This window comes from Microbacterium sp. W1-4-2, from assembly GCF_058349885.2.
In genome coordinates, this window is record NZ_JBYRJC020000002.1 from 87,707 (window position 1) to 107,089 (window position 19,383).

At 71.9% G+C, this 19,383-nt stretch carries 19 protein-coding genes and 1 riboswitch; of the genes, 6 read left to right on the forward strand and 13 right to left on the reverse strand.

Features of this window, described 5'->3' with window-relative positions:
- Positions 1–66 precede the first annotated feature (66 nt).
- Positions 67–909, forward strand: coding sequence for a Cof-type HAD-IIB family hydrolase (locus tag AC3RX0_RS08220; RefSeq protein WP_491505492.1), 843 nt, complete (start codon positions 67–69; stop codon positions 907–909).
- Between the two features lie 27 nt (positions 910–936).
- Here the strand turns inward: AC3RX0_RS08220 and AC3RX0_RS08225 are convergent, their stop codons facing one another.
- From AC3RX0_RS08225 to AC3RX0_RS08240, 4 genes are all read right to left on the reverse strand, one after another.
- Positions 937–1,719 carry a sulfite exporter TauE/SafE family protein gene (locus tag AC3RX0_RS08225; RefSeq protein WP_491506327.1) on the reverse strand — a complete coding sequence of 261 codons (783 nt, stop codon included), beginning with the start codon at positions 1,717–1,719 and terminating at the stop codon, positions 937–939.
- Between the two features lie 77 nt (positions 1,720–1,796).
- Positions 1,797–2,636, reverse strand: coding sequence for an SDR family oxidoreductase (locus tag AC3RX0_RS08230; protein WP_491505493.1), 840 nt, complete (start codon positions 2,634–2,636; stop codon positions 1,797–1,799).
- Positions 2,637–2,669: 33 nt separating this feature from the next.
- Complete coding sequence (locus AC3RX0_RS08235) at positions 2,670–3,431, reverse strand: enoyl-CoA hydratase/isomerase family protein (protein WP_491505494.1); 762 nt, start codon at positions 3,429–3,431, stop codon at positions 2,670–2,672.
- A complete protein-coding gene (locus tag AC3RX0_RS08240; RefSeq protein ID WP_491505495.1) occupies positions 3,428–4,189 on the reverse strand; it encodes an SDR family NAD(P)-dependent oxidoreductase in 762 nt (253 codons plus the stop codon). Before AC3RX0_RS08240 ends, AC3RX0_RS08235 begins: the two co-directional genes overlap by 4 nt.
- Positions 4,190–4,302: 113 nt before the next feature.
- Here AC3RX0_RS08240 and AC3RX0_RS08245 point away from each other — a divergent pair, with 113 nt between their 5' ends.
- Entirely contained in the window at positions 4,303–4,650 is a 348-nt protein-coding gene (locus AC3RX0_RS08245; protein ID WP_491505496.1) for a DUF488 domain-containing protein, read from the forward strand.
- Positions 4,651–4,825: 175 nt separating this feature from the next.
- Here AC3RX0_RS08245 and AC3RX0_RS08250 read toward each other — a convergent pair whose 3' ends face one another.
- The gene (locus tag AC3RX0_RS08250; RefSeq protein ID WP_491505497.1) at positions 4,826–5,890 is read right to left on the reverse strand and encodes an HNH endonuclease family protein; all 1,065 of its coding nucleotides are present in this window, start codon (positions 5,888–5,890) and stop codon (positions 4,826–4,828) included.
- A 104-nt stretch (positions 5,891–5,994) separates the two neighbouring features.
- On the opposite strand from AC3RX0_RS08250, the gene AC3RX0_RS08255 reads away from it, so the two are divergent.
- On the forward strand, positions 5,995–6,720 hold the full coding sequence (locus AC3RX0_RS08255) for a phosphotransferase (RefSeq protein WP_491505498.1): 726 nt from the start codon (positions 5,995–5,997) through the stop codon (positions 6,718–6,720).
- A 15-nt stretch (positions 6,721–6,735) separates the two neighbouring features.
- On the opposite strand, the gene AC3RX0_RS08260 is transcribed toward AC3RX0_RS08255, so the two are convergent.
- The 4 genes from AC3RX0_RS08260 to AC3RX0_RS08275 all read right to left on the reverse strand — a co-directional run bounded on the left by AC3RX0_RS08260 (position 6,736) and on the right by AC3RX0_RS08275 (position 11,210).
- Positions 6,736–8,196: a sugar porter family MFS transporter gene (locus tag AC3RX0_RS08260; protein WP_491505499.1), complete on the reverse strand. Its 1,461-nt coding sequence runs from the start codon at positions 8,194–8,196 to the stop codon at positions 6,736–6,738.
- A 103-nt stretch (positions 8,197–8,299) separates the two neighbouring features.
- Entirely contained in the window at positions 8,300–9,082 is a 783-nt protein-coding gene (locus tag AC3RX0_RS08265) for an energy-coupling factor transporter transmembrane component T family protein (protein WP_491505500.1), read from the reverse strand.
- Complete coding sequence (locus AC3RX0_RS08270) at positions 9,079–10,563, reverse strand: ABC transporter ATP-binding protein (RefSeq protein ID WP_491505501.1); 1,485 nt, start codon at positions 10,561–10,563, stop codon at positions 9,079–9,081. The genes AC3RX0_RS08265 and AC3RX0_RS08270 overlap by 4 nt, the downstream gene beginning before the upstream one ends.
- Positions 10,564–10,571: 8 nt before the next feature.
- The gene (locus tag AC3RX0_RS08275; RefSeq protein WP_491505502.1) at positions 10,572–11,210 is read right to left on the reverse strand and encodes an ECF transporter S component; all 639 of its coding nucleotides are present in this window, start codon (positions 11,208–11,210) and stop codon (positions 10,572–10,574) included.
- Positions 11,203–11,311: riboswitch (TPP riboswitch) on the reverse strand. (Overlaps the previous gene by 8 nt.)
- A 33-nt stretch (positions 11,312–11,344) precedes the next feature.
- On the opposite strand from AC3RX0_RS08275, the gene AC3RX0_RS08280 reads away from it, so the two are divergent.
- The gene (locus AC3RX0_RS08280; RefSeq protein ID WP_491505503.1) at positions 11,345–12,754 is read left to right on the forward strand and encodes a D-alanyl-D-alanine carboxypeptidase family protein; all 1,410 of its coding nucleotides are present in this window, start codon (positions 11,345–11,347) and stop codon (positions 12,752–12,754) included.
- A gap of 22 nt (positions 12,755–12,776) precedes the next feature.
- Here AC3RX0_RS08280 and AC3RX0_RS08285 read toward each other — a convergent pair whose 3' ends face one another.
- The 3 genes from AC3RX0_RS08285 to AC3RX0_RS08295 form a co-directional block, all read right to left on the reverse strand.
- Positions 12,777–13,694 (reverse strand): DnaJ domain-containing protein, encoded by a 918-nt coding sequence (locus tag AC3RX0_RS08285; protein WP_491505504.1) that lies wholly within the window; start codon positions 13,692–13,694, stop codon positions 12,777–12,779.
- Between the two features lie 66 nt (positions 13,695–13,760).
- Positions 13,761–14,867, reverse strand: coding sequence for a right-handed parallel beta-helix repeat-containing protein (locus AC3RX0_RS08290; RefSeq protein WP_491505505.1), 1,107 nt, complete (start codon positions 14,865–14,867; stop codon positions 13,761–13,763).
- A gap of 234 nt (positions 14,868–15,101) precedes the next feature.
- A complete protein-coding gene (locus AC3RX0_RS08295; protein WP_491505506.1) occupies positions 15,102–16,172 on the reverse strand; it encodes an enoyl-CoA hydratase/isomerase family protein in 1,071 nt (356 codons plus the stop codon).
- Between the two features lie 148 nt (positions 16,173–16,320).
- Between AC3RX0_RS08295 and AC3RX0_RS08300 the strand changes: the two genes are divergently transcribed.
- Both AC3RX0_RS08300 and AC3RX0_RS08305 read left to right on the forward strand, forming a co-directional pair.
- The gene (locus AC3RX0_RS08300) at positions 16,321–18,054 is read left to right on the forward strand and encodes an ABC transporter ATP-binding protein (RefSeq protein ID WP_491505507.1); all 1,734 of its coding nucleotides are present in this window, start codon (positions 16,321–16,323) and stop codon (positions 18,052–18,054) included.
- Positions 18,051–18,881, forward strand: a complete 831-nt coding sequence (locus AC3RX0_RS08305; protein ID WP_491505508.1) for an ABC-2 transporter permease — start codon at positions 18,051–18,053, stop codon at positions 18,879–18,881. Before AC3RX0_RS08300 ends, AC3RX0_RS08305 begins: the two co-directional genes overlap by 4 nt.
- Positions 18,882–18,889: 8 nt before the next feature.
- Here AC3RX0_RS08305 and AC3RX0_RS08310 read toward each other — a convergent pair whose 3' ends face one another.
- Entirely contained in the window at positions 18,890–19,327 is a 438-nt protein-coding gene (locus AC3RX0_RS08310; RefSeq protein ID WP_491505509.1) for a hypothetical protein, read from the reverse strand.
- Positions 19,328–19,383 lie beyond the last annotated feature (56 nt).

Sequence of the window (19,383 nt, forward strand, 5' to 3'; positions counted from 1 at the left end):
GGGCGCGGAAGACGAGAGCAGGCGGCAGTGGGATGCCGCGTCGGCGGCGCGCCGTAGACTCCGGCCATGAGCTCGCCGCGCATCGTGTTCCTCGACATCGACGGAACACTGGTCGACCACGCGCAGCACCTGCCCGATTCGGCGGTGGCCGCGGTGCGCGGGGCGCGGGCGGCGGGGCACCGCGTGTACGTGTGCACGGGACGCGCGCGGGCCGGCATCCTCCCCCACGTGCTGGAGGTCGGCTTCGACGGCGTGATCTCGGCCGGCGGCGGATTCGTCGAGTCCGACGGCACGCTGCTGCTCGCCCGCACGATGGCACCCGCCGACGTCGCCGAGCTCGTCGCGTTCTTCACCGCGAACGACCTGGAGTACACGCTGCAGGCGTACGACGACGCCTACCCGAGCGCGGGCCTGCTCGAACGCATGGGCCCCACCTTCGCGCGCATGCGATCCGATCCGCGGGCGGCCACGGCGCCCGACGACCGCGTCGCCCGGCTGACGAAGGCCTTCGCGTACCGCGGCGCCGCGCCCGTGGAGAACATCGCCAAGGCGACGTTCCTCGGGATGGATGCCGACGCCTACCGCATCGCGCGCGACGGGCTGGGCGAGCGGTTCCACGTGATCACCGGATCGATCCCGTACCTCGATTCCTCCGGCGGCGAGGTGAGCCTGCGCGGGATGAACAAGGGCACCTCGATCGCGATGCTGCTCGAACATCTCGGCCTGCCGGTGTCGTCGTCGATCGCGATCGGCGACAGCATGAACGACATCGAGATGCTGCAGACGGTGGGGGTCGGCATCGCGATGGGGGATGCCACGGCCGACGTGCGCGCCGTCGCCGACGAGATCACCGGCACGGTCGCCGAAGACGGCCTGTGGGCGGCGTTCGCCCGGCACGGCCTGGTGTGACGGACCTGTGGCCGGACATCCCTCGCATCAGACCAGCAGGTACAGCGACCCGACGATCGTCAGCGCGATGATGATGCGGTCGAACAGCTTCTGACTGATGCGGCCCGCCAGCCTCCGCCCACCGAAAGCGGCTGCGACCACGACCGGGATCAGGATGAGATCGAGCATCAGGCTCATCGGCGTGATCAGGCCGAGTCCGACCGAGAACGGCAGCTTCGACACGTTCACGATCGCGAAGAACCAGGCCGAGGTGCCCAGGAAGGCCTGCACCGGAAACCGCGACGCCAGGAAGTACATCGACATCACGGGTCCTGCGGCGTTGGCGACCATGGTCGTGAAGCCGCCCAACGATCCGTAGACCGCCGCCGCCACCCGGTGCGAACGAGCCGACTGCGCGGCGCGGTCCTGTCCCGACGACTCCGCGACGCGGGCGCGGTGCGTGCTGCGCCGGCGGCGCCACAGCGTGACGCCCACCACCACGAGCAGGATGACCGCGATCATACGGCGCACCCCGGCATCCGACGCGAATGCCAAGAAGACCGCGCCGCCCACCAACCCCGCCACGACGGCCGGCGCGAGCCGGATGAGGGTGCGCACGTCGGCGTGACGCCGATAGGCCCACAGCGCGAAGGCATCCCCGACGATCAGCAGAATGAGGATGGCGCCCGTCGACTGCTTCGCGGGCATCACGGCGGCGAACAGCGCGACCGCGAGCGTGGCGGCACCCGGCAGCGCGGCCTTCGACAGTCCGATGATCGCCGCCCCGGCGACCAGGGCCACCCATGCGAGCGCGGTCAGGTCGGGGAGGATCACCCGCCTACGCTACCCGGCCCCAGGACCCGCCCACGCCACCCGCCTGCGCGCACTCAGCCTCCGGGTGCGACGGCTCAGTCCAGGAAGATGTCGGGGAACAGCGCCTCGTCGGGGGTGCCCGGCACGGCGGCGTAGCCGGAGAAGTCCGTCACCCCGGCCGCGGCCAGCACGTCCTCGACGATGAGCATCTGCCCGGTGTACTCGCGGGCCGGGCGGGTGATGACCTCGTACGCCGCGTCGGCGTAGATCTCGGGGGTGCGGCTCACCCTCATCATCCGGTCGCCGCCGAGCGCGTACTGCACGGCCGCCGTGGCGATCGTGGTGCGCGGCCACAGCGTGTTGGCGGCGATGCCGTCGGGGGCGAATTCGGTGGCAAGGCCCAGGGTGGCCATCGTCATGCCGTACTTCGCGAGCGTGTACCCGGTATGCGCGCCCAGCCAGCGCGGCGTGATGTTCAGCGGCGGCGACAGCGACAGGATGTGCGGGTTCGCGGCATCCTTCAACACCGGCACGGCCGCGCGCGAGAGCATGAACGTTCCCCGCACGTTGACGTCCTGCATCAGGTCGTACTTCTTGGCGGTGAGCTCGAGCGAGCCCGAAAGGTCGATGACGCTCGCGTTGTTGATCACGATGTCGATGCCGCCGAACTCGCCCCGGGTCTTCAGCACCGCGCCCGACACGTCGTCGTCGCTGCGCACGTCGCCGACGATCGGCAGGGCATTGCCGCCGGCGGCCCGGATCTGCTCAGCCGCGGTGTGCACTGTGCCCTCGAGCTTGGGGTGCGGCGTGTCGGTCTTGGCCAGCAGCGCGATGTTCGCGCCGTCGCGCGCGGCGCGCAGGGCGATCGCCAGGCCGATTCCGCGGCTGCCGCCGGACATCAGGATGGTCTTGCCGGCGAGGGCTCTGTCGGTCATGGTCATTCCTCCGGGGTGGGGGCGGTGCGCCGCTCAGCGCTTCTGGGTGAACGCCCGGATGCGCGCCTGCGCCTCGGGGGTGTCGAACGCGGCCCCGATCGAACGGGCCTCTTCGCTCAGCTGCTCGGCGAACGTGCGGCTGCGCTGCGAGCGCACCAGCCGCTTGGCCTGCCCGTATGCGCGGTGCGCTCCGGCGAGCCAGAAGCGCGCGATCTCCTCCGCGCGCAGGCCGACGGCGTCGGGGGCGGTGACCTCGGCGACCAGGCCCCACTCCAGGGCCTCGCCGGCCGAGAGCATGCGATCCTGCAGCACGAGCTGCAGCGCACGCCGTTCACCGACCGCGCGCGCGAGCTGGGCGGTCACCGACAGGTCGGGCGTCAGGCCGACGTTCGCATACAGGCTGCCGATCTGCGAGTCCTCGCCGACGACGGCGTAGTCGCTGGCCATCAGGATGCCGAGACCTCCGCCCGCGGTCGTGCCGTGGGCCGCGGCGACCACCGGGATCGGCGACTCGACGAGTGCCCGGATGCCGGTGTTGATCACCTCGGCCAGCGAGGCGATGTCGGCGCCCGAGCCCATCTTCTCGGCCATGTCGCGCACATCGCCGCCCGCGCAGAACGCGCGGCCCGCGGCATCCAGCACGATCGCCCCCACGTCGTCACGGCTCGTCGCCTCGCGCGCGATCTCGGCCCAGGCCCGCGCGCCTTCGGCGTTGAACGCGTTGAGGCGCTCCGGACGGTTGAGCGTGATGCGGGCGAGGCCCCCGTCGACGCGGAAGAGGATGGGATCGCTCACTTCGGGGCCATCCGGATCGCGCCGTCGAGGCGGATCGTCTCGCCGTTGAGGTAGCCGTTGTCGATGATCGCGCGCACCAGCCGCGCGTACTCGTCGGGCCGGCCCAGCCGCTGCGGATAGGGCACCTGCTCGCCGAGCGAGGCCTGCGCCGCCTCGGGGAGCCCGGCCAGCATCGGCGTCTCCATGATGCCCGGCGCGATCGTGCACACCCGGATGCCGTACCGCGCGAGCTCTCGCGCGATCGGCAGCGTCATGGAGTGGATGCCACCCTTGCTCGCCGAGTACGCCGGCTGGCCGATCTGCCCGTCGAACGCGGCGACGCTGGCGGTGTTGACGATGACTCCGCGGTCGCCGGAGTCGGTGGCGGAGGTCTTGGCGATGGATGCCGCGGCCTGCGCGATCACGTTGTACGTGCCGATCAGGTTGACCTGGATGATCTTGGCGAACCCGGCCAGCGGCGACGGATTGCCCTCGCGGTCGAGCACCTTGGCCGGCGGCGCGATGCCCGCGCAGTTGACCACGACGCGGAGAGGACCGGCGGCCGCGGCGAACTCGACGGCGGCGGCGACCTGCTCGGCGTCGGTGACGTCGGCGGCGGCGAACGTGCCGCCCAGCTCGGCGGCGATCTCGGCGCCCGCCGAGGTCGGCAGGTCGACGATCGTGACCTTCGCGCCGTCGGCGGCGAGGCTGCGGGCGGTGGCCAGACCCAGACCGCTCGCTCCCCCCGTGACGAGGGCGGATGCTCCGGTGATGTCCATCTGTTCTCCTTCGAACGGCTCTCGGTCGGCATTGCGTGCCAGCTTACGCGAGACTGCGTCTCACGCTCGCCGCGTCAGTCCCAGGGTAGTGCCCGCGGGTGTTGACTGTGCATATGCAGATCCTCACCAAGCGCGTCTACGACGAGCCCGCGGCATCCGACGGCTTCCGGGTGCTGGTGGACCGGCTCTGGCCGCGCGGACTCTCGAAGGAGAAGGCGGACGTCGACCTCTGGGACAAGGACGTCGCCCCCAGCGCCGAGCTGCGAAAGGCGTTCCACCACGACGGCATGCCGTACGACGACTTCGTCCGGGCGTACAAGGCGGAGCTCGCCGCCAACCGGGCCGCCGTCGACGCGCTGCGCGAGAAGATCGCCGGGCACGACGTGGTCACGCTGCTGTACGCGATGCACGACACCGAGCACAACCACGCCCCGCTCGTGCGCGACGCGCTGCTGACCTGACCGCCGCCCGCCGGCGCGACGCCGCCCGCGCACTCACAGAGTTCGGAGGATCGCGCGAAGTTCGGACGATTCCGCCAGATCCGTCCGAACTTCATCCCATTCTCCGAAGACTGTGAACCCGCACGGCCAGGTCGGGCCCGGCCAATCGCTGTCCTCGGCGCACGAGAGAGCAGCGTCAGGCGCTGCGCCAGCGCGCGCGGGTATCGCCGGACTTCAGGGTGCATCTCATCGGCGTGCCCTTGACGGTCACCCCGGTCGCGCCCACCGGTGCGCAGAACGACCCCGGGTGCACGACCTTCGGCTGAGCCGGCGCCGTGGACGCGGTCGGGGCCGGAGCGACACTGCGCGGCGCCGTGGTGGACACGGCGTTCGGCATCAGGGCGATGGTGCCGGCGGTGGCGACCTTCTGCTGCGGGCACGTGTTCAGGATGCGCGCCATGGCGTCGCGCTCGGCCGCGGTCACCCAGAGCCGGTACTTCGCCTTGACCGTGATCTGGCGTGCGACATAGGCGCAGCGATAGCCCTTGACGGGCGGCAGCCAGGTCGCGGCATCCCCCGCGCCCTTGCGCTCGTTGGTCGGCCCGTCGACCGCGAGCAGGTTCAGCGGGTCGTTGGCCAGCGCCTCGCGCTGGGCCTGACTCAGCTGCTGCGCGCCCTTCTGCCAGGCGTCCATGAGGGCGACGACGTGATCGATCTGCACCGCGTTCGAGGTGCCCTGCCCGCGCCGGAACGCGATCGTCGTGCCCGTGTACGGGTCGCGCAGCGTGCCGGTCAGGACGAGGCATCCATGCGTGCCGGCCTTGATCGTGACGTGCGTGAGGTCCCGGCGCAGGATGTCGTTGCGGGTGTCGCACCCGTTGCGGTCGACGTCCTTCCACGCCGGCCCGAACACGACCGGGCGGTCATAGCCGGTCTTGGGCGCACGCCCCTTCACCGGCAGAGTCCGCAGCAGCGCGAGCGCGGTACCCTTGGCCGCCGGCGCGTTCGACGCGGTGGGCGACGGCTGCGCCGCGGTGGCCGTGGGTGTGGGTGTCGGCGTGGGCGAGGGGGTGGATGCCACCGGTGCGGCCGTGGCGGTCGGACTCACCGTCTGCGCACTCGAACTCGAATCCGCCGGCGTCATCGTCGTCGCCGTCAGCCCCGACCCCGCTTCGCCGGCGGCGATCGCCAGCGTCACGGCGAACACACCGATACCCACCCAGACGACCGGACGCCGCCAGAACCGCTTCTTCACGCTCACCCCGAGGCGCCGAGACGCCGACTGATCCCTTGGGCCCGGATCCCAGTACCCGAGCCGCCTGCCACATTCTCGCACGCCGGCCCGCCGACAGGCAGGATGGAGCCGTGTCGATCCCCCTCGATCCCGCGCCGGTACCCGACGCCGTGCGCGCTCTCGCGCACGGCACGGGGCTTGAGGCGGTGTGGCGCAACGACCTCGGCGGCGTAACGTTCCGCACCGACGACGGCCGCTACATCAAATGGGCGCCGCGGCACCCCGAGCTCGATGTCGCCGCAGAGGCGGAGCGGCTCGCCTGGGCGGGACGCTTCACCCCGGTGCCGCGCGTGCTCGAGACCGGCGGCGACGACGAACACACGTGGCTCGTGACCGCGGCCATCGACGGCCGGTCGGCGGTCGACCCGCGCTGGATCGCCGATCCCGCAACCGCCGTGCGCGCGGTCGGGCGGGGACTTCGGGCTCTGCACGATGCGCTGCCGGTCGACGGATGCCCGTTCGGGTGGGGCGTCGACCAGCGGATTCAGGATGCCGCGAGCCGCGGCATCCGTGTTCCCGATGCCCTGCGCACTCCCGCACCGGCCGACCTGCTCGTCGTCTGTCACGGCGACGCGTGCTGCCCAAACACCCTGCTCGACGACGCCGGCCGCCCGATCGCGCATGTCGACCTGGGGTCACTGGGCGTCGCCGACCGCTGGGCCGACATCGCGGTGGCGTCCATGAGCACCGAGTGGAACTACGGGCCGGGATGGGAGGACGCGCTCATCGAGGCCTATGGCGTCGCCCCCGACCGGAAGCGGATCACGTACTACCGCGAACTGTGGAACGCGACCTGATTCGCCCCGGTCTGCTCAGGCCTGCATCGAGGGCTGAGACGGCTGCGACGGATCCTTTCGGTTGACCGGACCCTCGAACAGGCGCACGATCTCTTCGACCGAGTGCCCCTTCGTCTCGGGCAGGAAGAAGTAGACGAAGAAGACGCCGATCACGCACAGCGCGGCGAAGATGATCATCACCCAGCCGAGGCCGAGACCCACCTGCATGATCGGGAAGGCAAGCACGAGCCCGTAGTTGGCCAGCCAGTCCACCGCCGCACCGATGCCCGATGCGCGGCCGCGCACCGACGTCGGGAACACCTCGCCCTGCAGCAGCCAGCCGGTGCCGCCGATGCCGATCGCGAAGCACGCGATGAACAGCGCGAACCCGACCATGACGACGATCAGCTGCGGCACGCCCGACATGAACGACGCGCCGTACGACCCGACCAGCAGGAACACCGCCATGCCGATGTACGCGCCGATCGCCAGCCGCCGCCGGCCCACGCTGTCGATGAAGCGGAACGCGAAGTACGTGGCGATGACGTTGACGACCGCGAGGATGCCCGCGGCGATGACGCCGAAGATCTCGGCCTGCACCGCCGGGGTGCCCGGGTGCACGAAGTACGGCTCGAGCAGATGCGGTCCGTAGTAGAACGCCACGTTGATGCCGGTGATCTGCTGCAGGATGAAGAAGACGCACACGATCACCAGGGCGCGTTTGACCGGCTTGGTCCAGTTCGTGCGCGCGTCCACGCGCTCCTTCTCACTGACCACGACCTTCGACTCGGCATGCACCTGCTCGGGCGTCGCATCGATCCCGAGCGTGTGGAAGGCCTTGAGCGCCTTCTCCTCCTTGCCGCGTTCGAGCAGCCAGCGCGGGGATTCCGGCATCCGCGCCCGCATCGCCAGCGACACGATCGCCGGGATGAAGCCGATCCCCAGCATGATCCGCCAGTCGACGGTGGATGCCGCGCCCGGCGCGATGGCCAGCACGATCACCGCGATCACATAGGCCGCGAGGATGCCGATCGTGATCATCCACTGCTGGATGATGGCCAGTGACCCGCGCCGTCGCTTGGGCGCGAACTCGGAGATGTAAGCGGTCGCGATCGCGGAGTCCGCGCCGATTGCGATGCCGATGATCAGGCGCCCGACGGTCAGCGTGACCGGTTCGAAAGCGAACGCCGAGATGAGCGAGCCGATCGCGAACAGGGCCGAGTCCGCCAGCAGCAGCGACTTGCGGCCGAATCTGTCGGTGAGCGGCCCCGCCGCGAGTGCCCCGACGAACGAGCCCAGCGACGCGCCGGCGACGATGAGACCGATCGCCACGGGTCCGAGCTTGAACGGGAGGAAGACCAGGGCCGAGCCGATGTTCGAGGAGTCGAACCCGAACAGGAACCCGCCGATGGTCGCCAGGATGGCCAGATAGATGTAGAACCGGCCGATGTCGCGTGTGTCGAGCGTCTGCAGGAGCCCGGCCTTCGTGTTCTCCATGGTCCGGACGGTACGCCGCAGTCGCCTCGCCCGACAAGGGGGTTGCGGACGAGGCGACCCCGTGCCAGCAGGGGCATGCCGGACGGGCGGCGCAATCGTGCGGTCAGAGGGCCCAGACGAAGGTCCAGGTGCCGGCGGCGACGGCGGCGATGACGGATGCCGCGGCCACCGCGAACGCGATCGCCAGCAGCACCCCGTCCCGGGGGCGCAGCGCCGACGGCCGCGCCCACGTGCGTGCGCCGGGGGCGCCGAACCCGCGGGCCTCCATCGCGGTCGCGAGCTTCGTGCCGCGCCGGATCGCGAGCACGAACAGGGCGAAGGCCTGCCCGAAGAACCGGCGCATGCGTCCCGCGTCGGCCACTCCCCGGGCTCGGCGGGCCAGCGACAGCTCGCGCCAATCCTCGATGAGCAGCCCGACCAGCCGCAGCCCCGCCAGCGCCCCGACCACGAACCGCGCGGGCAGGTGCACGAGCTGCGACAGCCCGTCGGCGAGGTCGGTGGGGTCGGTGGTCGACAGCAGCACGATCGCCGGCAGCGAGATCGCCAGCACCCGCAGCAGGATCGCCAGGGCCAGCTGCAGCGACCCGTCGCTGACGTGCACGAGCCCCCACTGCAGGTACGTGTCGCCGGCCGCACGGCCGTACAGCACGGTCGCCGCACCCGCGAGCACGGCGGCCATCAGCAGGGGCCAGGCGCGCAGCCACAGCATCCGGGCCGACAGCCCCGACGACGGGATCAGCACGAGCACCAGCGCCAGAGTCACGCCGGCCGAGACGGGGTCGATCGACAGCAGCAGCGTGACGGTCGGCACCAGGGTGGCTGCGAGCTTGGCGACCGCGTTGAACGACGCGACGCGGGCCCGCGGGTCCACGGCGAAGACGCTCATCGGGCCGCTCCCGGCACCGCGACGCCGCCCAGACGCAGCTCGTCGTCGGCGAGCGCGTCGACGAGGTCCCGGTCGTGCGTGACGAACACCACCGAGGTGCCGGCATCCCGCACCTCGTCGATGAGATCGGCGAGCTCGCGCCAGGTGCGGGCGTCCTGCCCATAGGTCGGCTCGTCCAGCACGAGCACGCGCGGCCGGGTGGCGAGGGATGCCGCGACCGTCAGTCGCCGCTTCTCGCCGCCCGAGAGCGTGAACGGGTTCACGGCGGCCAGGCGTGTGAGGCGCAGCCGCTCGAGCAGCGGGTCGACCCGCGCGGTGACCTCGGCGTCGCCCATTCCGAGCGCGCGCGGGCCGACGGCGAGCTCGTCGCGCACGCGCCCGGTCAGCAGCTGATGCTCGGGCTCCTGGAAGACCATGCCGATGCGGGTCAGCAGCTGCCGCGACTTCCAGCGCACGGGCTCGGGCACGAGCCCTCCCCGCAGGTCGTCCGTCGCGGCGAGGATTCCGCCGGCCGGGTCCAGGAGTCCTGCGAGCGTCATCGCGAGGGTGGACTTGCCGGCGCCGTTCGGGCCGGTCACCGCGAGCGCGCGGCCGGATGCGACCGACAGCGAGATGCCGGATGCCGCGACCTGCGGCATCCGGTTCCCGAACGCACGGCGGCCCACCGCGAGGTCCGTCGCGTCGAGCAGGGCGAGTCCGGGGCCGCCGGGCCGCTCGCGCGACGAGCGCCACGGCTCGGCGCCCGGGACCCATACCCCGGCCGCGGAGAGGTCGCGGCCGTACCGGTCGAACACGTCGGCGGGTGCGCCGTCGGCCAGCAGCCCCGCCTCGCCGAGCACGATGACCCGGTCGACGTGGTCGACCCACAGGCCCACCCGGTGCTCGACGACCACGAGCGTCGCCCCGCTGGTCGCGCGCAGCACGGCGTCGCGCACCTCGATGGCCCCCGCGGGGTCGAGGTTCGCGGTGGGCTCGTCGAGCAGCACGAGTCCTGGCCGCATCGCGAGGACTCCGGCCAGGGCGAGGCGCTGCTTCTGTCCGCCCGACAGCTTCGCGGTCGGATGGTCGCGCCCGAGGCCGAGGCCCACCGCGGCGAGGGCCGCGTCCACTCGGCGCCAGATCTCGTCGCGGGGCACGGCGAGGTTCTCGCACGCGAACGCCACGTCGTCGCCGACGCGGGCGAGCACCACCTGCGCATCGGGGTCCTGCAGCACCAGGCCGCTTCTGCCGCGCGCAGCCTGCGGCGGCACGCCGTCGATGAGCAGCTCTCCGGTGCGTTCGCCGTCCTCTTCGTCGCCGAGCACGCCGGCAAGGCCCTGCATGAGCGTGGACTTGCCGGCGCCGCTCGCGCCCAGCAGCAGCACGCGCTGCCCCGCCGGGATGTCGAGGTCGAGCCCGGCCACCGCCCAGCGGCGGCGGCCGGCGTGGCGCCAGCCCCAGCCGCGGGCCGCGACCGCGGCGGGGCGAAGGGTCTCGGTCACGCCGCGCCTCAGGCGGCGTCGGGGTCGTCCGCCTCGTGCGCGCGGGCCTCGCGGCCGGCGCCGAAGCGGTCGAGCGCACCGGTGGCGGCGAGGGCCCGCACGATGAGCCACGACACGAGCCCGGCCACCACGACGCCCGACACGATCGCGGCGACGAAGTAGATGGACCGGTACTCGAACGACTGCGCGGCGATCGACGAGAAGTTGGTGTCGAGGATCGCGGTCGACAGCCCGGCGATCGCGCCCGAGACCAGCGCTCCCACGAGACGCCAGTTCGTGTAGAGCAGGATCGCGAAGCCGATCTCGGCGCCCAGGCCCTCGAACACGCCCCAGATGAACGTCTCGGGGCCCCACTGGGTGCCGACGGCCATCGAGACCACGGCGGCGACGACCTCGGTGTAGAACGCGGCGCCGGGCTTGCGGATGATGAGGCCGCCGAGCACGCCGGCGAACAGCCAGCCGCCGGCGAGCAGTCCGTCCAGGCCCGGCAGGAACGACAGCGCGGTCGACAGCGGGGTCCAGGCCTGCCCCCACAGCCAGAAGACGACGCCTGCGGCGACGCCGACGACGCTCGCCACGACGATGTCGACGACGCGCCACTGGAAGCGGCGGGCGGATGTCCTCGAGGCGGACACGGATGCGTGCATGATCTCTCCTTCCTGCGCTGGCATGACCCAGATCAGGTTCGACGGTCGAAGCGTGTTCGCTCCCTCTCAGCCCGGCACACCGGACTCCCGTGGTTGTACGGCTCATTATAAGCGCGGTCCGGTACCGTGGCGTGGTGACCTCCGCCGATACGACGCCCGGCCCTGCGGCCGATCCCGGCGTCGTCGACGGCACCGTCCTGACCGGCGACGGATCGCGCACGGTCGGCGCTCTGAACTGGTGGGACGGCTCGAGCCCGACCGCCACTGCGGCCGTGGCCGTGGCATCCAGCGACGTCACCTCGACCGCGACGCCGCTGCTGTCCGAGCGGCCGCGCCGGTCGGCGCTGCGCCCGGGCGTGCTGGTACCGCTCGGCATGGTCGTGCTGCTGTTCGTCGCGTACGGCGTGACCATGGGGGTCTGGCCGCTGACGGCCCTGCCTCCGACGGTCACGGCGACGTCGGTGACCGCACCCGCGGCAGCCGCGGCATCCCTCACCTGGCCCAGGGCCGGATCGGCGGCGGTCGCCGTCGACGGGGTCGGCACGACGATGGCCTCGGCCGGCGACCAGGTCACGATGGCGAGCATCACCAAGGTCGTCACGGCCTTGGTCGTGCTGGACCGGATGCCGCTGCAGGTCGGCCAGAGCGGGCCGGAGTTCCGGTTCACGTACGGCGACCGGGCCGAATACTGGCAGTTCCTGCGACGCAACGAGTCAGCGCTCGACGTGCCGGCCGGCGGCACGCTCACGCAGTACCAGCTGCTCGAGGGCATGCTGCTGGGCTCGGCGGGCAACTACGCCACCCGGCTCGCCTACAACCTGTGGCCGAGCCCGCGTGCATTCTCGGCGGCCGCCGAGGACTGGCTGAGCGCGCACGGGATCTCGGGGATCTCGATCACGGATCCGACCGGCATCGACCCCGGCAACACCGCGACACCCGCCGCTCTGGTGCGTCTGGCCGGGCTCGCCATGGACGATCCGGTGATCGCCGAGATCGTCGCGAAGAAGTCGGTGAAGCTGCCCGGCGCGGGGCTCGTGAAGAACACCAACAGCCTGATCGGCGACAAGGGCGTCGTGGGGCTGAAGACCGGCACCCTCGACGGCTACAACCTGCTGGTGAGCAAGGACGTCACGGTCGGCGGCACGACCGTGCGCATCGACGCCGTGACCCTCCACCAGCCCGACGAGAAGACCCGGACGGCGGCCACGCGGGCGCTGCTCGCGCAGGTCGAGAAGCAACTGGCGGCCACCCCGGGCCTTGCCGCCGGGACGAGGGTCGGCACCGTGCACACGTCGTGGGGCGAGTGGGTGCCGGTGGTGACCGCGGGCGACGCGACGGTCGCACTGTGGAACGGGGCGACCGCCACCGCGAAGGCGACGCTGAAGCTCGGCGACCATCGCGCGAAGGGCGACGTCGTCGGGTCGCTGACGGCGAAAGGGCCGGTGGATGCCGCGACCGTCGATGTGACCCTCACCCGCGACATCGACGGACCCGGCCTGTGGTGGCGGCTGACCCACCCGGTCGAGCTGCTCGGCATCGGCTGAGGCGCGCGGCCGCTCATGCGGCTCAGGCGAAGCGCAGCGTCTGGTTCAGGCGGGTGCGCACGTCGAAGATCTCGTTGCCGCCGATCTCGGGGGCGCCGGCGACGCCGCGGCGCAGCACGTTGGCGAGGGCGCCGCGAGCGGCCAGCACCGTGCGCACGCCGCGGACCTTGCCGAGCTCGTCGATCGCCTGCACGACGTCGTCGTCGGGCAGCACCACGATCGCGCCGCCGAACCGCACGTGCGCGCCGCGCGAGATCGAGCGGATGCCGGCGATCAGGTCCGCGATCGGCGCGCCGGCCACGGCATCCCCCACCAGCTCCCCACGCCGGACGCGCACGGGTCCTCCGAGGTCTTCGGAGAGGATGCCGTACAGCCCGCTCGGTGCGAGCACGACGTGGTCGACCTTCTGGTCGACGTGGCGGCCGGCGGCCACGTCGTGCCACACCGTGTAGCCCATGCCCAGCTCGCCGACGATGCGGGCGGTCGCCTCTTCGGCCAGTGCGTCCGCCAGCAGCCGCCGGATCTCGACGGGCGCCCGGCGCACGAGGGCGGGGTCGTACGGGTCGGCCAGGTCGACGCCCCGGCCGGCCCACTCGCGGATCAGTGCCAGGAACTGCTCGCGCCGTCGTCCGCCGGGCTGGCCGTAGGAGCGGGCACGCGGCCGGGTATCGGCGCGGGACGTGGGAGCGCGCCATCCGCTCCATTCGGGCGGCTGCGTCTCTCCGAATCCGTGCCCGCGGTCGTATGCGGCGCGGGCGTCGGCGGTGCCGACCAGGGTCCATGCCTGCTGCACCTGGATGAACACGGCCGCGTCTCCCCCGGTGTCGGGGTGCGTCTGGCGCAGCCGCAGGCGGTACGCCCTGCGGAGCGCCTCGTCGTCGGCCGCCGGGTCGACCCCGAGCACTTCGTACGCCGACGCCGACAGGGGACTGTCGAACACCGCGCCTCCTCCCGCACCGGACCGGAACCAGGGTAGCCGGTCCGGTGCGCAGGAGCTCTCAGCGGGTCACTGGATGTGGACGGGCTCGCCCCCTGCCGTGACGGTGATGTCGTTGTACGACAGGATCGGTGCGTCCGGCCCCTGTGCCCAGATGCCGTAGAACTCGTTCGAGATCGTGTTGCGGGTCACGACCGTGTTCACGTTCATCTGACCGAGGTTCTCGGGGATCAGCCGCGAGTCGACGACGATGCCCATGGTCGCCGGCGCGGTCAGCCAGCCGTCGCCCGAGAGCACATTGCGCTCGACGGTGACGTTCTTCGTCATCGAGCCGGGCGCCGCGGCGTGCACGATGACGCCGCCCTCACCCGAGTCCGTGACGGAGTTGCGGCTGATCATGATGTTGCTGACGACGCTGCCCGCGCCGTTGCTCTGCGCCACGATGCCGCCCACGTCCGGACCGGTGGGTCCGAACGGGCTCGCACCCTCCCGGATCGTGTTCTGCGTGACCGTGACGTGGTCGACCGTGTTGCCGGTGTTGAACGCCGAGACGACGATCGCGCAGCCCGCGAAGTTCGACCACAGCGTGTTCTGCTTCACCGTGACGTCGGTGACCGGGATGTTCTCCGGGTACGTCGGCAGCCCGACGACGCGACCCGGGTCGAACGGCCCGTTGTCCATGATGCCGATGCCGCCGCGCCCGTTGTTCCACACGGTGTTCTGGCTGACGGTGGAGTGCGAGACCCCGAACAGGCTGATCGCGAACGCCTGATCCAGTTGCCCGGCCGACGGAGGCGTCCCCGGAGGGTTGGGTGCGGCGGGGGCGTGGAAGCCGTTGTCGGTGACCTTCGACCGGCTGACCGTGACGTTCCACGTGTTCTCGGCGAGGATGCCGGCGGCGTTCGCGCCGGTCACCGTGACCCGGTCGATCGTGACGTCCGGCACGTCCACATAGATGCCGACGTCGCATCCGGCCGCGTCGACGGTCCGTTGCGTGATGGTCTGCCCTGCGGTGGCGACGATCGCGGCGGTGAAGCCGGAGTCGCCCGCCGTCTGACAGTCGCCGGTGCCGTCGGCGACCGCCGCCCCGGCACCCATGATGCCCAGGGCGCCGACGGTCGCCGCGGCGGCGACCCCGCAGATCGCCCGCATGCCCCAGCTGGATGACATCTTCATCAGTCCCTCTTTCGTTGTTTCCCCAATGAGTCGACACCGGCTCGGCCGTGCGACGTAGGCGATCAACGTGGGCGTCGGAGGGCGACCGTGCGCCAAGCGCAGTCGTCGATGTCCTGCTGCGCGTGAACGACGCGAAGTTCCAGGAACGGATCCCCCAGAGCGCGCACCCCAGAGCGCAGATACCTGGAGTGTAGACCCGGCTCCGGACCGGACGATAGTGAAAGATTCCCGCGCTCAGCCCCAGAGCGGCACGGGCGGCGTGTGGTCGAACGCGGCGGCGACCGTCTCGGGCGCCACCTGGTCGATCGCGGCGGGTGACCATTGCGGGTTGCGGTCCTTGTCGACCAGCTGCGCGCGGATGCCCTCGACCAGGTCGGGCTGGGTCTGCCCGAACCACATCACCAGGCGGTACTCCTGCTCGAGCGCGGCCCGCAGGTCGGGCAGCGTGCGCGCGCGGCGCACGGCCTCGAGCGTCACGGCCATGCCGGTCGGCGACAGCTCGCCCATCAGATCGGCGGTGGTGGATGCCTCGGGCTCGGGTCGTGCGCGCAGCCGGCGCACGACCTCGTCGATCGTGTCGGCGCTGAACGCGTCGTCGATCCACGGGCGGGCGGCCTCGAGCCTGGAGGTCACGGGCGTCTCGTCGAACAGCAGCACGATGTCGGTGGGTCCGGGCGGGTCGGCGCGCGTCTCGAGCGCGTCGCGCAGTCCGTCGAGGCGGTCGCTGGGGACGAAGTGGTCGGCGAAGCCGGCATAGATCGCGTCCGAGGCATCCATCACCGTCCCGGTGACCCCGAGGTACTCGCCGATGCGCCCGGGCGCCCGGCCCAGCAGCCACGTGCCGCCCACATCGGGAGTGAAGCCAATGCGGGTCTCGGGCATGGCGAGCTTGGACCGCTCGGTGACCACGCGGATCGCGGCGTGTCCGGCCAGGCCGATACCACCGCCCATCGTGATGCCGTCGGCGAGCGCGACGATCGTCTTCGGGTACTCGGCGATGCGGTCGTTCATCGCGTACTCGGCGCGGAAGAACGCGGTGGTGTCTTCGGCGTGCCCCGCGGTGATCTGGTCATACAGGCTGCGCACGTCGCCGCCGGCGCACAGACCGCGGTCCCCGGCGCCGTCGATCACGACGTTCTCGACGTCGGGGTCCTGCTCCCAGGCGTCCAGCGCCGCGGCGACCCGTTCGATCATGTCGAGGTCGATCGCGTTGATCGCCCGCGGACGGTTCAGGGTGATGCGCCCGAGGCTGCCGTGCGTGCGGGCGATGACGGTGGGTTCGGGCGTTGCGGGCGACTCGGTCACCCTGGCAACGTTACCCGGGCGCCGTCCGCGGCGCCGAACGCGCGACCCGGGGGCGGAAGGCCTGAAGGATCGGCTGGATATCCCGGACGTACGGCCCATTTTCCGCCAAGATAGGGGAGACACGGCCCGCGATGAGGAGAGGTTCGGCATGCCAGAAGGACAGGTGCTCGAGTTCGCGGGACTCTCGAAGCAGTTCGGCTCCGTTCTCGCCGTCGACGACTTCACCGCTCGCGTCGAGCCCGGCTCGGTCACGGGCTTCCTCGGCCCGAACGGCGCCGGCAAGACCACGACGCTGCGCATGCTCCTCGGCCTCGTCCGGCCCTCCGGCGGGACGGCCACGATCGGCGGGGTGCCGTACGCCCGGCTCGCGCACCCGCTGCAGACCGTCGGCGCCGTGCTCGAGGCATCCAGCTTCCATCCCGGGCGCACCGCCGCCGCGCACCTGACGGTGTATGCCCGCGCGGCGGGCCTGCCCACGTCGCGGGTCGACGAAGCGCTGGGCCTGGTGGGTCTGGCCGATGTCGCCGGCCGCCGGGTGGGTGGCTTCTCGCTCGGCATGCGGCAGCGGCTGGGCCTGGCCGGCGCACTGCTGGGCGACCCCGGGGTGCTCGTGCTCGACGAGCCGGTGAACGGACTGGACCCCGAGGGCATCACATGGATGCGGGGACTGCTGCGCGAGCTCGCCCGGCAGGGCCGCACGATCCTCATGTCGTCGCACCTGCTCGCCGAAGTGCAGCAGACCGTCGATCAGCTGCTGATCATCTCGCAGGGCCGGCTCGTCTACGCCGGCGCCCTCGAGGACCTGGCCGACGCGTCGGAGTACGCGACGGTGGTGGATGCCCCGGATCGCGCCGCCCTGCAGGCCGCGCTGGATTCGGCCGGCGTGAAGTACGAGGTGCTGCGGTCGGGGCTGACGATCCGCGGGGCGGAGCCGCTGACGATCGGGCGCACCGCCGCCGACGCCGGCGTGGCGCTGTCGATGCTGCAGCGCCGCGGGCCGGCCCTCGAGGAGGTCTTCTTCGAGCTGGTGAGCGGGATGCGCGTGCATCCGTCGGGCCAGAACATGCCGGCCGCGGAGGGTGCCGGGCCCGAGCCGGCTGTGGAACCGGACGCGGCCGAGACTTCGCCAGAGGCCGAGGGTGCGCCGGGGACGCGGGCGCAGGCGGACACCGGGCCGGAGGCCGACGCCGTCGCGGACGGGCAGGTGCCGGCTCTGACGGCCACGGCGGCCACCGGCGTCGTCGCGCTCGTCGATCGCGCGCCGGACGCGGGCCGCGCCCCCGCGCCCGCGCCGGCCGAGACCCGGCCCGCGAGCGGCGGATTCGCGGTCGCGGCGACCGGGGTCATCGACATCATCCCCGCCGAAGAGCCCGCGACGCCCGACACCGCCGACGTCGTCCCGCCGCCCGACAGCGCCGATTCCGTGGCCGAGAGCGCGCCAGAGCCCGAGGACGTCCCCGACGTCGAGCCCGAGGCCGACGACGAATCCGCAGAACCGCCGCGGCCGGCGCACACCGGGCCGCGGGAGTGGAAGCCGCCCGCCGACTGGTGGGCGCCGTCCACCCCCGCCATCAAGCCCGAGATATTCTCGTCGCCGGCGCCGGACACGCACGCCGACGCCGCGCCCACGATCGCCGACGACGAGATCGACGACATCGCCGGTGAGCCCGCCCACCTCGACGACGACGGCCCGCACGAGCAGAAGACCGAATCCGACATCGCGGCGGACGCGTTCTTCCAGTCGTTCGACCACGGCGACGCCGCCGGAGCCGACGAGCCGGCGGACGAGGCATCCCCCGGCGACGTCTCATCCGACGGCGGCGAGGGCGACGAGGTGCCCGCCGACGAAGCATCCGCCCACGACGGAGAGGACTCGCGATGAGCCTGACCGCCGCCACCCGGTCCGAATCGACGAAGCTGTTCACCACCGCGATGTGGTGGATCATCGGGCTCATCCTGGTGGTCTACATCGGCATGACCGCGGCGGGCCTCGGCTTCGTGTTCGCCGCCACGACCGCCGGCGCGCTGCCCACACAGACCGCCCATGGCGAGATCCCGTCGACGGGTCTTGCGCCCATCCTCTACAGCGTGGCATCGACGATCGGCTACGTCTTCCCGCTGCTGATCGGCACGCTCATGGTCACCGCAGAGTTCCGCCATCAGACGCTGACGCCCACGTTCCTGGCCACGCCGCGGCGCGGGCTGGTGTTGAGCGCCAAGGCCCTCGTCGGCATCGGCATCGGGGTGCTGTACGCCGTCGTCGCCCTGATCGCGACGGTGGGGCCGGCCGCCGGGTTCCTGGCCGGCTTCGGGCAGGATGCCGAGCTCGACGCCCCGGACACGTGGGCCATGTTCGGCCGGATCGTGATCGGGTTCGTGCTCTGGGTGCTCGTCGGCATCGGCGTGGGGGCGCTGCTGCGCAACCAGGTCGCCGCGGTGGTCGTGGTGCTCGCCTTCACCCAGTTCGTCGAGCCGATCGGACGGGTCGCGGCCGCGTTCGTGAAGAACCTCGACAAGATCATGCAGTTCATGCCGGGCGCCGCCGGCGACGCGCTGGTCGGCCACAGCATCTACGCGGCGGTGGGCGCGGGGTCGGGTGCCGGATCGGCGCAGCTGGAGTGGTGGGAGGGCGGACTCGTCCTGCTCGGCTATGCGGTGGTGCTGCTGATCCTCGGCTACGTCGCCAGCTGGCGCCGCGACGTCGAGTAGCGCCGGCGTCAGGCCGTCGCCGGGCGCGGCTTGGCCGGCCGGGGCTTGGGCGGCCGGTGCGCCACGATGTCGCTGACCTCTTCGGGCAGGTCGCCCGCGTCCATGCGCAGCGCCTTCACCAGGGCGATGCCGTGCCGCGTGGTCAGGACGACGCGCTGGAACTCGTCGTGCCCCTCGAGGTCGATCACGACGCTCGGCCGGCGACGCCGGATCACGGCGAAGTCGCGGCCGCCGGCCGACTTCCACGTGCCCATTGCCACGGCGGACGGGATGTACGTGCCGGGGTCGGGCACACCGCGCAGCCACGTCCAGGCATCGTCGGTCAACTGCACCTTGACGATGTGCGACCGCTCGATCTGCAGATTGTGCCGGCGGAACGCGAGCGCATGCTCGGTGACCGACAGCACGACCTCGAGGGCCGTGGAGTCGAGCAGCAGCGTCACCATGTCTCCAGTGTGCCAGCGTCGGGCCGTGGCATCCCGACCATTTTGCTCACAGTGCC